14 protein-coding genes are annotated in these 14,038 nt (G+C 38.6%); 4 read left to right on the top strand and 10 right to left on the bottom strand.

Features of this window, described 5'->3' with window-relative positions:
- Positions 1-53: 53 nt before the first annotated feature.
- The 7 genes from MHB44_RS19030 to mutY all read right to left on the bottom strand — a co-directional run bounded on the left by MHB44_RS19030 (position 54) and on the right by mutY (position 8,010).
- Entirely contained in the window at positions 54-1,670 is a 1,617-nt protein-coding gene (locus MHB44_RS19030) for an ABC transporter substrate-binding protein (RefSeq protein WP_341300433.1), read from the bottom strand.
- Between the two features lie 30 nt (positions 1,671-1,700).
- The gene (locus MHB44_RS19035; RefSeq protein ID WP_341300434.1) at positions 1,701-2,681 is read right to left on the bottom strand and encodes a dipeptide ABC transporter ATP-binding protein; all 981 of its coding nucleotides are present in this window, start codon (positions 2,679-2,681) and stop codon (positions 1,701-1,703) included.
- Positions 2,656-3,669 (bottom strand): ABC transporter ATP-binding protein, encoded by a 1,014-nt coding sequence (locus MHB44_RS19040; RefSeq protein ID WP_341300435.1) that lies wholly within the window; start codon positions 3,667-3,669, stop codon positions 2,656-2,658. The genes MHB44_RS19035 and MHB44_RS19040 overlap by 26 nt, the downstream gene beginning before the upstream one ends.
- Positions 3,670-3,976: 307 nt before the next feature.
- Entirely contained in the window at positions 3,977-5,722 is a 1,746-nt protein-coding gene (locus MHB44_RS19045; protein ID WP_341300436.1) for an ABC transporter ATP-binding protein, read from the bottom strand.
- A gap of 164 nt (positions 5,723-5,886) precedes the next feature.
- A complete protein-coding gene (locus MHB44_RS19050) occupies positions 5,887-6,435 on the bottom strand; it encodes a DUF402 domain-containing protein (RefSeq protein WP_341300437.1) in 549 nt (182 codons plus the stop codon).
- A gap of 292 nt (positions 6,436-6,727) precedes the next feature.
- Entirely contained in the window at positions 6,728-6,907 is a 180-nt protein-coding gene (locus MHB44_RS19055; RefSeq protein WP_053995533.1) for a gamma-type small acid-soluble spore protein, read from the bottom strand.
- Between the two features lie 59 nt (positions 6,908-6,966).
- Positions 6,967-8,010: an A/G-specific adenine glycosylase gene (mutY, locus tag MHB44_RS19060; RefSeq protein ID WP_341300438.1), complete on the bottom strand. Its 1,044-nt coding sequence runs from the start codon at positions 8,008-8,010 to the stop codon at positions 6,967-6,969.
- A 190-nt stretch (positions 8,011-8,200) separates the two neighbouring features.
- On the opposite strand from mutY, the gene MHB44_RS19065 reads away from it, so the two are divergent.
- Entirely contained in the window at positions 8,201-9,187 is a 987-nt protein-coding gene (locus MHB44_RS19065) for a metal-dependent hydrolase (protein ID WP_341300439.1), read from the top strand.
- Between the two features lie 52 nt (positions 9,188-9,239).
- On the opposite strand, the gene MHB44_RS19070 is transcribed toward MHB44_RS19065, so the two are convergent.
- Genes MHB44_RS19070 through recX form a run of 3 tightly spaced genes read right to left on the bottom strand, consistent with a single transcriptional unit; the run spans position 9,240 to position 10,639 of the window.
- Positions 9,240-9,509: a YfhJ family protein gene (locus MHB44_RS19070; RefSeq protein ID WP_341300440.1), complete on the bottom strand. Its 270-nt coding sequence runs from the start codon at positions 9,507-9,509 to the stop codon at positions 9,240-9,242.
- Entirely contained in the window at positions 9,510-9,839 is a 330-nt protein-coding gene (locus MHB44_RS19075) for a YfhH family protein (RefSeq protein ID WP_341300441.1), read from the bottom strand.
- Positions 9,836-10,639 carry a recombination regulator RecX gene (recX, locus tag MHB44_RS19080; protein WP_341300442.1) on the bottom strand — a complete coding sequence of 268 codons (804 nt, stop codon included), beginning with the start codon at positions 10,637-10,639 and terminating at the stop codon, positions 9,836-9,838. Before recX ends, MHB44_RS19075 begins: the two co-directional genes overlap by 4 nt.
- Positions 10,640-10,781: 142 nt before the next feature.
- Here recX and MHB44_RS19085 point away from each other — a divergent pair, with 142 nt between their 5' ends.
- From MHB44_RS19085 to rlmD, 3 genes are read left to right on the top strand one after another with little or no spacing between them, the layout of a single operon-like run.
- Positions 10,782-11,687, top strand: coding sequence for a TIGR01777 family oxidoreductase (locus tag MHB44_RS19085; RefSeq protein WP_341300443.1), 906 nt, complete (start codon positions 10,782-10,784; stop codon positions 11,685-11,687).
- A 56-nt stretch (positions 11,688-11,743) separates the two neighbouring features.
- Entirely contained in the window at positions 11,744-12,568 is an 825-nt protein-coding gene (locus MHB44_RS19090) for a polysaccharide deacetylase family protein (RefSeq protein ID WP_341300444.1), read from the top strand.
- A 37-nt stretch (positions 12,569-12,605) separates the two neighbouring features.
- The gene (gene rlmD, locus MHB44_RS19095) at positions 12,606-13,994 is read left to right on the top strand and encodes a 23S rRNA (uracil(1939)-C(5))-methyltransferase RlmD (RefSeq protein WP_341300445.1); all 1,389 of its coding nucleotides are present in this window, start codon (positions 12,606-12,608) and stop codon (positions 13,992-13,994) included.
- Positions 13,995-14,038 lie beyond the last annotated feature (44 nt).

Raw genomic sequence — 14,038 nt, forward strand, 5'->3', positions numbered from 1 at the left:
GAAAAGCAAGCAGATTCTTTCCATTTCTCTCTAGCAAATATAGAAATTTAAAACTATTGTAAATCCACTTCTACTAAACGATCTGAGCCTTTAGGGTGTGCACTATAGTTAACTACTTTCGTGCTAGCGCCTAGGATTGGTGTAGAGTGAGCGATTGGAACCCATGGTGCATCCTCAGAAATAATCTCTTGCGCTTGTTTATACAGCTCGTTACGCTTGTCCTCATCAATCTCAGTTTGAGCAGCTACTAAAATTTTGTGTAGCTCTGGATTATCATAGAATGTATAGTTGTTTGAGCCAATATTGTCTGCATCTAATAATGTGTATAGGAAGTTATCTGCATCTCCATTATCACCTGTCCAGCCAAGTAAGAATGCATCAGCCTCACCATTTTGTGCTTTTTCTAAATAAGTAGCCCATTCAAATGACACAATTTTAGATTTAATACCAACATCTTCTAAGTTCTTTTGAATTGCTTCTGCAATTTTTTGTCCATCTGGCATATATGGACGTGGTACAGGCATTGCCCATAACTCGATTTCCTTACCATCATATCCTGCCTCAGCAAGTAATGCTTTTGCTTTTTCTGGATCATACTCATAGCCTACAGTGTCTTCATTATAACCAGCAATTACTGGTGGCATTGGGTTTTTCGCAGGCTCTGCTAACCCTTCATAAAATGCATCAACGATTGTTTGTTTATCAATTGCATAGTTTACTGCTTGACGAACCTTTACATTATCAAATGGAGGGCGTGTTACTGTTAAGCCAAGGTAACCAACGTTCATAGATGGACGTTCGATTAATTGTAAGTTTGCGTCTCCTTCAATTGTAGCTTTATCAGATGGATTGATACCATCGGCAACATCAATATTACCTGCTAATAATTCATTTAAACGTGCAGAGTTTTCTGGAATTGAACGGTAAATAACTTTATCTAATTTTGGTAAACCATCAATATGGTAATCTGGGTTTTTCTCAATTGTGATAGCATCATTACGAACCCAGCTCACAAACTTAAATGGACCTGTTCCTACAGGTTGTGTTGATAAACCTTCTTCATCTGCTTCAAATGCTGTTGGAGAAGCAATCGCAAATGGAGACATTGCAATATTTTTTAAGAATGGTGCTTGTGGTTGGCTTAGTTTGAAAACAACTGTGTAATCTCCGTCAGCCGTTACTGATTCAATTACATGCTCACCGCCAACAGTAAATTGAGAGCTATAATATGGGAATTTATCAGTGCTTGCTTTCCAGCGTTCAACATTCTTTACAACGGCTTCAGCATTGAAATCTGTACCATCATGGAATTTTACACCTTCTTTTAATTTGAACGTATAAGTTAGTCCATCTTCTGATGGCTCCCATGATTCTGCTAAACCAGGATTAATTGTCATATCTTTTTGTCCAAAGCTTACTAATGTTTCGTAGATATTACCTGTAATCGAGAAAGATTCGCCATCTGTTACAACCGCAGGGTCTAATGCTACAGAGTCTCCTCCACGCCCATAAACTAATGTCTTTTCTCCACCACTGCCAGCCGAATCGCCGCCAGATGCGTTATCTTTACTGCCTGAATCCTTATCATCTGAGCCGCCACAAGCAGCTAAGATTGTAGAAAGAATAAGGAGCAGCATAACACCTAAAGTTAAAAACTTCTTTTTCTTCATTGAATTTCCCCCTATATGTTTTTATATCATTTAATGCTGGTTTGCCTCATAAAGATGACAAGCAACATAATGACCCGGTTTTACTTCTTGCATTTTTGGTACGACCTGTGAACATTGTTCCTTTTTAAAAGGGCAACGTGGATGAAATGCACATCCACTTGGCGGATTTGAGGCACTCGGAATATCCCCTGAAATAATAATTTGTTCACGTTCAAACGCAGGGTCTGGAACTGGAACAGAAGCTAAAAGTGCCTGTGTATATGGATGCAGCGGTTCAGCATATAAATCCTCACTCGCTGTCAGCTCTACTAATTTACCTAAATACATAACGCCCACACGATTACTAATATGGCGCACTACACCTAAATCATGGGAAATAAAAATATAGGTTAGCTTTAATTCTTGTTGAAGCTCCTGCAATAAATTCAATACCTGTGATTGAATAGATACATCTAGTGCAGACACTGGCTCGTCCGCAATAATTAAACGCGGATTGGTCATTAAGGCTCGGGCTATCCCAATACGTTGTCTTTGACCACCACTAAACTGATGCGGATAGCGATTAATATGATATTCATTTAAGCCAACAATCTCCAGTAGCTTCAGCACCTTTTGCTTGCGCTCTTTGGCATTTCCCATCCCATGTACGATAAGAGGTTCTTCTAATATTTTACCAATGCTATGTCTTGGATTCAGTGAGGCATAGGGATCTTGAAAAATCATTTGAATATCTCTACGTGCCTTCCTCATCTCGTCTTTAGATAATTCTGAAATCATTTTGCCCTCGAATTCTACTTTACCTTCCGTTGGTTCTAGTAAACGCATTAGTAAACGTCCCGTTGTCGATTTTCCACATCCTGACTCACCAACGATTCCTAATGTTTCTCCTTCAAACACTTCAAATGAAACATCATCTACTGCCTTTACGTGCCCAACCTGCTTATTCAGAACACCTTTCCGAATCGGAAAATATTTTTTTAAGCCCTCAACTTTCAATAACACTTTCGACACGTTGCTCTACCCCCTGCTCCTCTAGTAAAAAACATCTTGATTTATGTTGCTCTGTTGCCTCAAATAAAGGAGGTGTTTCTTGTAAACAGCGTTCCATTGCATATTCACAGCGTGCCGCAAAACGACAACCGATTTTAATGCTTCCTGGCTTTGGTACAGTACCAGGAATTGAATATAAACTGTCTTTTTTATGTCGCATATCAGGCACAGATTGTATAAGCCCTTGTGTATACGGATGCTTTGGATTAGAAAAAATCTCTTGTACAGGAGCCTCTTCTACAATTTGTCCAGCATACATCACAATCACCCGCTCACATGTTTCCGCTACAACACCTAGGTCATGTGTAATTAGCAGGACAGCTGTATTTAAACGTTTGTTCAAGTCCTTCATAAGCTGTAAAATTTGAGCTTGAATTGTGACATCCAGTGCAGTTGTAGGCTCGTCAGCAATTAACACCTGAGGGTCACAAACAAGTGCCATCGCAATCATTACCCGCTGGCGCATCCCACCTGATAGCTGGTGTGGGTAGTCTTTTAACAATTCCTCAGCACGCGGTAGTCCTACTAGTTTCATAATTTCCACTGCTCTTGCAAGCGCTTCCTTTTTTGACCACTTTGGATTGTGAATTGAAATAGCTTCTTTCAACTGATCCCCAATTGTAAACAGTGGATTTAGAGAAGTCATAGGTTCTTGGAAAATCATTGCAATATCTTTTCCACGTACTTTTTGCATTTGTTTATCCGTATATTTCGCTAAATTCTTTCCATCTAGTAAAATTTCCCCACCTGTTATTTTCCCTGGTGGCGATGGAATAAGTCCCATAATAGATAAAGATGTAACACTTTTCCCACTTCCTGATTCCCCTACTATCCCTAATATTTCCCCTTCATGTACAGAAAATTCGATATTATCTACAGCAGGAATTTGGCCATTATCTGTGAAAAAGGTCGTTTCTAAACCTTTAATTTCTAGTAGCTTTTTCCTCATGTGCAATTTCCCACCCTACGTATATTTTGCTTAAATTATCTAATTTTATTAAAAGAATAACATAACTTTCGTTCAATTCCTTATTTTCAAATAATTCTAGCAAAAATATCTCACTCTTTCAATCACTAATATTCTACAATTATCAAAAATTTTCTCCATTTTTCGCCTTAGATATTAATTACATCTTATAAAGCTATATTTTTTCATAAATATCAAAAAAAAATATCCTTCTATTTACAGATAAATGAAGGACATTTTTTCAAACAGTTTATATTTTTAATAATTTTTTTTTGGTGTATGGTATTTTTCAATCTAAATGCTGTACCTGAAATAAATTATAATAGGTTCCTTGCTTGCTCATTAATTGCTCATGTGTACCGCTCTCGATTAATTGTCCATGGTCAATAACAAAAATTCTATCGGCATGTGTAATCGTTGATAGACGGTGTGCAATAATAATTGTTGTACGCTCATGGGCAAGAATATCTAATGATTCCTGAATCAATGCTTCACTTTCTAAATCTAATGCGGAAGTAGCTTCATCGAGAATTAAAATTGGTGGATTCTTTAAAAATACACGTGCAATAGCCACACGCTGCTTCTGACCTCCTGACAGCTTCACACCCCGTTCTCCTACTTTCGTGTCATAGCCGTTTGGCAGGCTCATAATAAAGTCATGAGCATTTGCCGCTTTGGCAGCCGCTATGATCTCCTCATCTGTTGCATCTGGTTTACCCATTAAAATATTCTCTTTCACCGAATCGCTAAACAGTATATTATCCTGTAACACAATACCAATTTGTGCGCGCAGTGAATGCAATGTTACATCGCGTACATCATAGCCATCAATCGCTACTGTCCCACCTCTTGTATCGTAAAAACGAGGAATTAGACTAATAATCGTGGACTTACCGCCACCGCTCATCCCAACAAAGGCAACCGTTTCCCCAGAGTTAATTGTGAAATCCATATTTTTTAAAATAGCTGAACCATCTGCTTCATACTGGAAGGAAACATTTTGAAAACGAACCTCTCCATTAACGCGAGGTAGCTCTTGTGCATGCTCTTTGTTTTTTACTTCATAGGGCTCATCTATTAAGTCAAACATTCGATCCATAGAGGCAATTGATTGCGTCAATGTAGTAGAGGCACTAACAAGGCGGCGGAGTGGACCATATAATCGTTCAATATAGGCAATAAAGGCAACCATCGTACCAACTGAAAGCGGCCCATTAATCACCTGATAGCCAGCATAGGCAATCACTAACAGAGGTGCAACATCTGTAATGGTATTGACAACTGCAAAGGATTTAGCATTCCATTTTGTTTGGTCAAGTGCCTTTTCCAAAAAATCACCATTCGCTTCATCAAATAATTTTTGCTCTCGCTTTTCCAATGTAAAGCTTTTAATAATGCTCATGCCTGCTACTCGTTCATGCAAATAGCTTTGTACTCCAGCAAGTGCCTGTGAGCGTTTACGTGTTAAAGACCTTAATTTACCAAAAAAGTATTTCACGCTTAATGCATAAAATGGAAACGCTATTAAAGCTACTAATGTAAGCTTCACATCCATAGTGAACATAATCGCAACGGCAATCACAATTGTTGCCAGGTCAAGCCAAACATTCATTAATCCTGTCATCACAAAGTTTTTTGTTTGCTCTACATCATTAATTACCCTTGAAATCACATCACCCGCGCGCGTATTAGCATAATACCGTAGGCTAAGACGCTGTAAATGTGCATAAATTTCCTTACGAATATCAAACAGTACTTTATTACTGACATGCTGTGCAAAATACTGACGATAATACTCAACTGGTGGACGAACAATAAAGAACACAATAATCGTGCCACCTAGCCAATAAAATAGCTCTTTTGTTTTTTCCGCATCTGTGAGACTATCCGCTGCAATAATATCGTCTAATATAATTTTAATCAGCAGTGGAATAAAGAGTGGAATTGCAAATTTTACGATCCCAATAATAATCGTTAACACAATTTCCCATGTATATGGTTTAACAAAGCCCATATATCGTTTAATGCTTCCCAATGGTATCACTTCCTTAAAAAAAGAAACGGGCATTCAATGATGAATACCCTAATAACGAATTATAGCAATATTTCGGTTAAATTACAGTTATGATGACTTTAGCGCACACTATTTCCCAGCATCTTTAAAATAAAAACACCTATTAGTTGAACTAATAGGCGTTTCTAACAATCATCTGACTGCATATCAAGCTGGAACTTGTAGCGATTTGTCCAAACATCAATAAAGTCTGGTGCAAAGGGACCTCTTTTTTGTTGAATCCAACTGATTAACTTATCGACATTACGCTTTAAAATTTTATCAATCACATCAGGATAAGACATTTCCTTGCGATGAAGTTCATACTCATCCTCATCTAACAGTGAATAGGACATATCAGGAAAAACTTTAATGTCTAAATCATAGTCGATATATTTAATGGCATTATTATCAAATACAAATGGTGAGCTTAGATTACAATAATAATAAACACCGTCCTCACGCAGCATACAGATGATGTTAAACCAATGTTCTGCATGGAAATAACAAATAGATGGCTCTCTTGTTAGCCACGTACGACCATCAGATTCTGTTACGAGTGTTCGCTCGTTCGCACCAATTATAATATTTTTTGTGCCTTTTAAAACCATTGTTTCTTGCCAAACACGGTGGATACGGCCATTGTGTTTATAACTATGTATTTGTATCGTTTCTCCTTCTACTGGTAATGCCATTTTGAAGCCCACCTTTTCGTCTATGCTACCTAAATCTAGCAGTCTCTAGTATATTATAGCAATGTGTACGCGAAAGGTGTAGTTAGAAAACCACAAATTTCACTACGCTATTAACAATTTATATAAATTTTCTCACATTACCAGCGAATTTCATAATAATATTCGCTCAATTGGTATTTATTGTTTAACCCTAAGTACGAACCTTAAGCAAATAGAAAGGAGCTGTCTTTGTCATCTTTTCGGATTTTAGACAGCTCCTTAGAGGTAAATGCGATTATGCAATTACAAAGTGTTATTCACCTAGGTCTTGGTTTGTTTTAGAGAAACGACCTGAAGCTGAAGCTTTCTTTTGCTCTGCTTTCGCATTTTGCTTTTGCACTTCATTTACGTCTGTTTCATAACCAAACTCTTCACTTTGACGTTGCATGTTTTTATTCGGCTGGAAATTTTGGTTGTTTTGCTTTTTCATCATTCATTCACCTCCACGCTAGTTATTGTGTACAGAGGTGAGGTCTTTTATGCTTATTATTTTTATTTAATTTGTTTTTTCATTTCTTCCCATATTTTTAGCATAGGAACAGGCATTGGCAGTAACTCTATTTGCTCCTTTGTCAGCCAATCGCCCATTGCAGTTGTATTACATTTTATATAATAGCTATTTAGATGCCATGTTAAATGCGAAAAAACATGCTTAAATGTAAGTAGCTCCTGCTGTGCTTTAATCTCTAATACATAGTCCTTTGCAAAAGCCTCTACTGACTCCAGACTAGTATCAATCATTGGAAATTGCCATAGATTTGCAAGCAGTCCTTCCTGAGGACGCTGTTGCATTAAAAATCGTCCCTGATCATCTTCACAGACAAGTACATTATAAGTAAGATGCTTCATTTTCCCTTTCTTTGATTTAACAGGTAGATTTTCTGGCTCTCCTTCATTAAACGCTAAACAATATTCCCGTACTGGGCATAACAAACATTTAGGAGAGGTCGGTGTACAAATAAGTGCCCCAAGCTCCATTAACCCTTGATTAAAGGCCGAAGCATGAGCAGGGTCAATTAGCTCTTCTACTGCCGCTTCGAAAATCTTCTTTGTTTTCGGTATGGCTATATCATCATAAATATGAAGCACTCTGCTTAACACCCGCATAACATTGCTATCCACCGCATGTTCAGGCTTATTATAGGCTATACTTAAAATAGCTCCTGCAGTATACGGTCCAACACCTTTTAATTTTGATATTTCATGGCGATTATCAGGTACAACACCACCATAGTTTTCGATAACGTCACGAGCCCCTGCCTGTAAATTACGAGCACGGGAATAATAACCAAGACCCTCCCAATGCTTCAATAAATACTCTTGAGGGGCTTCTGCAAGCAATTCGATTGTTGGAAAGCTTTCCATAAAACGATTGTAATAAGGGATAACCGTGTCGACACGTGTCTGCTGTAGCATAACCTCAGATACCCAAATTTTATAAGGATCTGAGGTGTGCCTCCACGGTAAGTCGCGTTTCTCAGCGTTAAACCATTCGACTAAAGATTGTCGAAATTCTGTTACATATGGGTAATTCACAGTGACCTCCGATGTTTTTACGATTTAATTTATACGAAAAAGGGTATACAATTAAGAAAAGAACATTCACATATAGCTAATAAACATGATTGAATGTCAAAGCATAAAATTGAATACTGCTTTTTACGTTTAGAAATAAAGATGTATGCATATTGTACTTGATTTGAATGCATACTAGGAGTGGATATTTTTGGATTCAGGTACACATTTTGTTATGGGTATAGCCCTTGGCGGCCTTGCATTAGCCGACCCTGTTGTAGCCAACCATTCAATGACTTTTACAGCCGTTATGGCTGGTACAATTATTGGTTCACAAGCCCCTGATGTCGATACAGTGCTAAAATTGCGTAACAATGCCATTTATATTCGACATCATCGTGGCATTACACATTCACTACCTGCAGTAGCCATTTGGCCTCTTTTAATTACAGCCATTTTATCACTTATTTTGCAAGATATAAATGTCTTGCATTTATGGCTGTGGACATTTTTAGCTGTTGCACTGCATGTTTTTGTAGATATTTTTAATGCCTATGGTACGCAGGCAATTCGGCCATTCTCTAAAAAATGGGTAGCATTGGGTGTTATTAATACATTTGATCCGATCATCTTTTCATTGCACTGTCTCGGTATTGTGTTATGGGCATTTGGCACAAATCCTGTTTGGACATTTAGTATCATGTATATGGTTATTGTGCTGTACTATATTTTACGTTTTGCTGTTCAAAAGGCTGTAAAAAAGGCTGTACATCATACGCTTCAAGACGAAGAATACGTTATTGTCGCCCCAACAATGCGCTTTTTCCACTGGCGAATTGCAGCTAAGTCTAAAACACATTATTATGTTGGGCGAGCATATGGGCGAACTGTTAATATTTATGATAAATTCGAAATTAAGCCTTTACCAAAAACGCCTCTTGTTAATGCAGCAATGCAAGATCCAAACTTGGCTGCCTTTGTATCCTTCTCACCAATGTACCGATGGGAAATCTCAGAGCTTGACAATGGCTTAACAGAAGTAAGGCTAATTGATCTGCGCTACCGTAGTGATAATCGCTATCCTTTCGTGGCAGTAGCCCATTTAACCGATGATTATAAAATCGTTACAGCTTACACAGGCTGGATTTTTACAGAAGATAAGCTGCAAAAAAAATTACAAATTGGTGCCAGCAATTAAATAGCATAGGGCTGTTGAGAATCATAAAATTGTTCTCAACAGCCCTTACTTATTATTGTAACATATCGTCACTAGCATCTAGTAAATGGGCGTATTTTGGATTGCGCCCTGCAAAGGCATGTAGTTGATCGCCATAGCTTGTAATTAATTGACGCACAAGATGTTCTGTATAATCTGCTCCACGATAATCATAGCCTGCTTTAGCGGCTGTTGCCTCAAAGTCACTCCATAATAGCTCTACCCATACACGTGCACGCCCCACTGACATTTGTGGATTTTTAGCAAGTAACTCTGCTGTTAATTGTTCAATTTTTTCTTCCATTTACTTGCCCGCCTTTACAGGAGATAGCATAGATACAGGTAATGCCTCTTGATATTTATCTCCACCTAAGCGATGCCCCCAAGCAAAGCGCCCCTTTAAATAATCGACTTGAAAAAATTCATTGTCTGAGCCATCAATCCGATACATTTCTCCCGGAACGATCATATCCAGATCCACTAAATAAGCAGCTGCCATTAAAGCTTTACGCTCATAAACAGCAAATTCATTGATGATGCCTAATTGTTCTGCCTTTCGTGCCTTTTCTTTTAGCCTTGCGATTTCCTCACGTAGCTCATGCTCAGCCATGGCAGCATAATTTTTTTCGTTCATTCCTCATTCTCCTTGTCTTCGATAAAACGATCTATAACCTCTATCGGAAAACCCTTTTGATAGAGCGCTTGCTTTATTTTCATTTTTAGCTCATAACCAGTATACTTCAATACGTACTTTTTCCAAATCTTCTCGCCTTGCCCCTCGAGTAACTGCTGCCAATTATCCTCATCTTGTTCGATTTCTACTTGGCTAAGCACCTCTTCCACAATAGAAAATGCATAGCCTTTTCTTAGCAGGAAGTCTTGAATTTTTGCCTTTAATTGTGCTGGTGTTTTCTTTTTTTCTGAACGTACAATTTTTTCAGCAAGCTGTGTTGCCAATATTACCTGTTCCTCAAAGCTATATGTAGCAAGCACTTCATCCTGCAAGCCTTTATCGATGCCCTTTTTGATAAGGTCTTGTCGAATAGCTCTTGGTCCTTTTTTCATGGTGGCCTTTTTCGTATCAAGCAAAGCTTTCGAATAATTTTCATCATTAATAAAGCCATAAGATTTTAATTTTTGAATCGCCTCTAGCACAACTGCTTCACCAAATTCTAATGCAAGAAGCTTTTTTTTCACCTCATGCTCACTACGCATTTGATACGATAAGAAATTTAATCCTTTATTAAAGGCCTTGCGAATCTCATCCTCATAGGCAATTTCCTGAATTTCAAACTCATCTAATACCTTTCCCTTTGTTAAGCCAAATTGCATAAGAATGGCCTCATCCACTGGAAATGCATACTCTTCATTTAAGTAAATATTATAACGCTCGGGATTGTTTTTTTGACGTGCAATTTTCGTAATAATACGCATAGCAAACACCTCATTGTATATTATAGCATTTCTTTATTTAATACAGTGTTCACTCTGCTTCGCGAGTAACATGCTATAGATGTTTACATTTTCATTAAATGGTAAACTTAAATGATAAACAATTGGAAATGAGGTGCTTCTTATGAAAATCGTTATTGCAGGTGGTACGGGCTTTGTTGGCAGCGCAGTGATCAAACTATTGCAGGAAAATGGGCATGAGCTGTTTATTTTAACACGCCGGCCATCAAGCATTAAAAATGGCATACACTATATCCAATGGTTGCACCCTGAATCGCAGCCAGCACAAGCATTAGAGGGTGCTGATGCTTTTATCAATTTAGCAGGTGTTTCATTAAACAGCGGACGTTGGACAAACAAGAAAAAGAAGGCAATTTATTGGAGCCGAATGAATGCAACACTTGAAATCGTCCATATAATACAAATGCTTAAAGTAAAGCCCAAAGTGCTTATCAATGCTAGTGCAGTAGGGATTTATCCAGCATCTACAGAGGCTCTCTATCATGAAGAGTTTAATGATTATGCAACCGATTTTTTAGGCACAACTGTTTATGATTGGGAACGTCATGCAATGCGTGCACAAGCATTAGATGTCCGTGTGGCACTTGCACGCTTTGGTGTTATTTTAGGGCGCGATAATGGGGCACTTCCATCTATGCTCCTCCCATACAAAATGCGTATAGGTGGCACGGTCGGTTCAGGTCAGCAATGGCTATCATGGATACATATTGACGATGTCGCCCGTGCTCTTGATTTTGCACTAACAACTGACAGTATTCATGGACCCTTTAATGTTACAGCTCCTCATGCAGTTAAAATGAAGGAATTTGGCCAAACGATTGCAGCGGTAATGGATAGACGTCATTGGCTACCTGTCCCAAGCATCGCCATGCGTTTGGCACTTGGTGAACAAAGCACGCTTGTATTAGAAGGACAGCATGTGCAGCCAACTGTTTTAGAAAAGTATCATTTTACATTTACGTTCCCTTATTTAAAGCAAGCCCTTGAAGACCTTATTATAAAAAATTAGCTGGATAATTTATATAGATATGACGCATCCTACTGAAAAAGAAAGGATGCGTTTTTATGTGGAAACAACATATTATAGGTGCAGTAATTGCTACTTTTATTATTGCCGCGGGTATTAGCTTTAATCCGTATTTTGCTGCTGGCTCTGACGAACACCATTGGGGCTTTAAACGTGCTAAAAATGGTGAACAAGCAGAGGCTGGTGCACAGCTTGACCAATTGCTTGACAAATATGGTGCTATTTATAAAGGGAAGTCCGACAAAAAAATTGCCTATTTAACATTTGATAATGGCTATGAAAACGGCTTTACTGAAAGTATTTTGGATACGTTAAAAAAGGAAAATGTACCAGCCACATTCTTTTTAACAGGTCATTATTTAGAAAGCGCTAGTGATTTAGTAAAGCGCATGGTCAGCGATGGTCATACCATTGGCAATCATTCATATGGGCACCCTAATATGGCTCGCCTTTCACCAGACGGTATGCGTGCGGAATGGCGTAAATTTGATGGGAAATTACGTGAATTAACAGGGATTGATCGCACAACATATACTCGCCCACCTGAAGGAATTTTTAATGCTAAAGTATTAGAGGTTGGTAATGCAGAAGGCTATCGCCATATTTTTTGGTCTGTTGCCTTCAAGGATTGGATGAAGGATGAACGCCGTGGTGCAGATTATGCCTACAATGCGCTGATGGAGCAATTGCATCCAGGAGCCGTTATTTTAATGCATACTGTTGCACAGGATAATGCTGAGGCTTTACCAATGTTTATTGCAGAGGCGAAGAAGCAAGGCTATACTTTCTTATCGCTTGATGATTTAGTATTGGAATATGAGGACTTCCCTGTTGCTTTGCAATCGTCTGCTCCTTCGTTATAATGGGGAGATGACATTATAAAGCAGGGACGTGGAATGTTTGACACAACAAACGACAATGACCGTGGGACAAAAATTCCCACTATCAATAAAAAGGTTAGGCATTAATGGTGAAGGTGTAGGCTTTTATAAACGCAATGTTGTATTTGTCAAAGGAGCTATTCCTGGGGAAGAAATTACAGCTCTGGTGACGAAAACACAGCGAAATTTTGCTGAGGCAGAAATTTTAACAATTCGTAAAGCCTCCAAGCATCGTCAGGAAGCCCCTTGTCCAGTATACAATGAATGTGGTGGCTGTCAGCTTCAGCATATGACCTATGACAAGCAGCTTATTGAAAAGCGTGATATTGTGATGCAAGCATTAGAGCGCTATGCCAAGCCTTTAGCCGAAACAGTTGAGGTGCGTAAAACACTTGGTATGGATAACCCTTGGCATTATCGTAATAAAAGCCAATTCCAAGTGCGTAAAGAAGGCAAACGTGTATATGCTGGTTTATTTGCAGAAGGCAGCAATCAACTACTCAATATTAACGATTGCCTTGTCCAGCATCCGATCACTTCGAAAATTACAGTAGCTACACGAAAAATTTTACAGAAGCTCAATATTACGATTTATGATGGTCGTACGCTAAATGGTTTAGTGCGTACGATTGTTGTTCGTACAGGCATTCGTACTGGTGAAACACAGGTCGTTCTTGTGACAACACGCAAGGACATCCCCCATGTAGTGGAGCTGATTGCGCGCATTAAAAAAATCGACCCAAGCATTGTGTCGATTGCGCAAAATATTAATCGTGAGAAAACGTCTTTAATTTTTGGTGATGAAACCATTGTACTTGATGGGAGGGAAACGATTCATGAGGAACTTGGCGAATTAGCCTTTGATTTATCTGCTCGAGCCTTCTTCCAGCTCAATCCAACACAAACTGTACATCTTTACGATGAAATTAAAAAAGCTGCTGCTTTAACAGGAAAAGAAACTGTTGTTGACGCATATTGTGGTGTCGGTACAATTGGCTTATGGCTAGCAGACCAAGCAAAAGAGGTACGCGGCATGGATGTGATTCCTGAAAGCATTCAGGATGCTCGCAAAAATGCCCGTAATCATGGCTTTAAGCATACAAAATATGCAGTGGGAACAGCGGAAAATATACTGGCGAAATGGCATAAGGAAGGTTTTACACCAGATGTTATAACGGTAGACCCACCACGTACAGGCTTAGCACCAGAGTTTATCCGCACTGTCTTAAAATTAAAGCCAAAACGCTTTGTTTATACATCTTGTAATCCTTCTACATTAGCAAAGGACCTAAACGAATTAGCAAAGCTTTATGAGGTTGAGTACATTCAGCCAGTGGATATGTTTGCACAAACGGCACAGGTTGAGTGCATTTGCAACATGGTTTTAAAACCTGAGTATCAGAAATAGTTTGGCGACTTATAAGATGTAGTCTGTATTTTACAGGCTGCATC

The sequence above is a fragment of the Lysinibacillus sp. FSL H8-0500 genome (assembly GCF_038051955.1).
Classification (GTDB): domain Bacteria; phylum Bacillota; class Bacilli; order Bacillales_A; family Planococcaceae; genus Lysinibacillus; species Lysinibacillus macroides.

Excerpts from the sequence above, each read along its gene's own strand:
- MHB44_RS19030 (WP_341300433.1), bottom strand. The coding sequence starts at position 1,670 with ATGAAGAAAAAGAAGTTTTTAACTTTAGGTGTTATGCTGCTCCTTATT.
- MHB44_RS19040 (WP_341300435.1), bottom strand. The coding sequence starts at position 3,669 with ATGAGGAAAAAGCTACTAGAAATTAAAGGTTTAGAAACGACCTTTTTC.
- MHB44_RS19050 (WP_341300437.1), bottom strand. The coding sequence starts at position 6,435 with ATGGCATTACCAGTAGAAGGAGAAACGATACAAATACATAGTTATAAA.
- MHB44_RS19055 (WP_053995533.1), bottom strand. The coding sequence starts at position 6,907 with ATGATGAAAAAGCAAAACAACCAAAATTTCCAGCCGAATAAAAACATG.
- MHB44_RS19070 (WP_341300440.1), bottom strand. The coding sequence starts at position 9,509 with ATGGAAGAAAAAATTGAACAATTAACAGCAGAGTTACTTGCTAAAAAT.
- MHB44_RS19075 (WP_341300441.1), bottom strand. The coding sequence starts at position 9,839 with ATGAACGAAAAAAATTATGCTGCCATGGCTGAGCATGAGCTACGTGAG.
- recX (WP_341300442.1), bottom strand. The coding sequence starts at position 10,639 with ATGCGTATTATTACGAAAATTGCACGTCAAAAAAACAATCCCGAGCGT.
- MHB44_RS19085 (WP_341300443.1), top strand. The coding sequence starts at position 10,782 with ATGAAAATCGTTATTGCAGGTGGTACGGGCTTTGTTGGCAGCGCAGTG.
- MHB44_RS19090 (WP_341300444.1), top strand. The coding sequence starts at position 11,744 with ATGTGGAAACAACATATTATAGGTGCAGTAATTGCTACTTTTATTATT.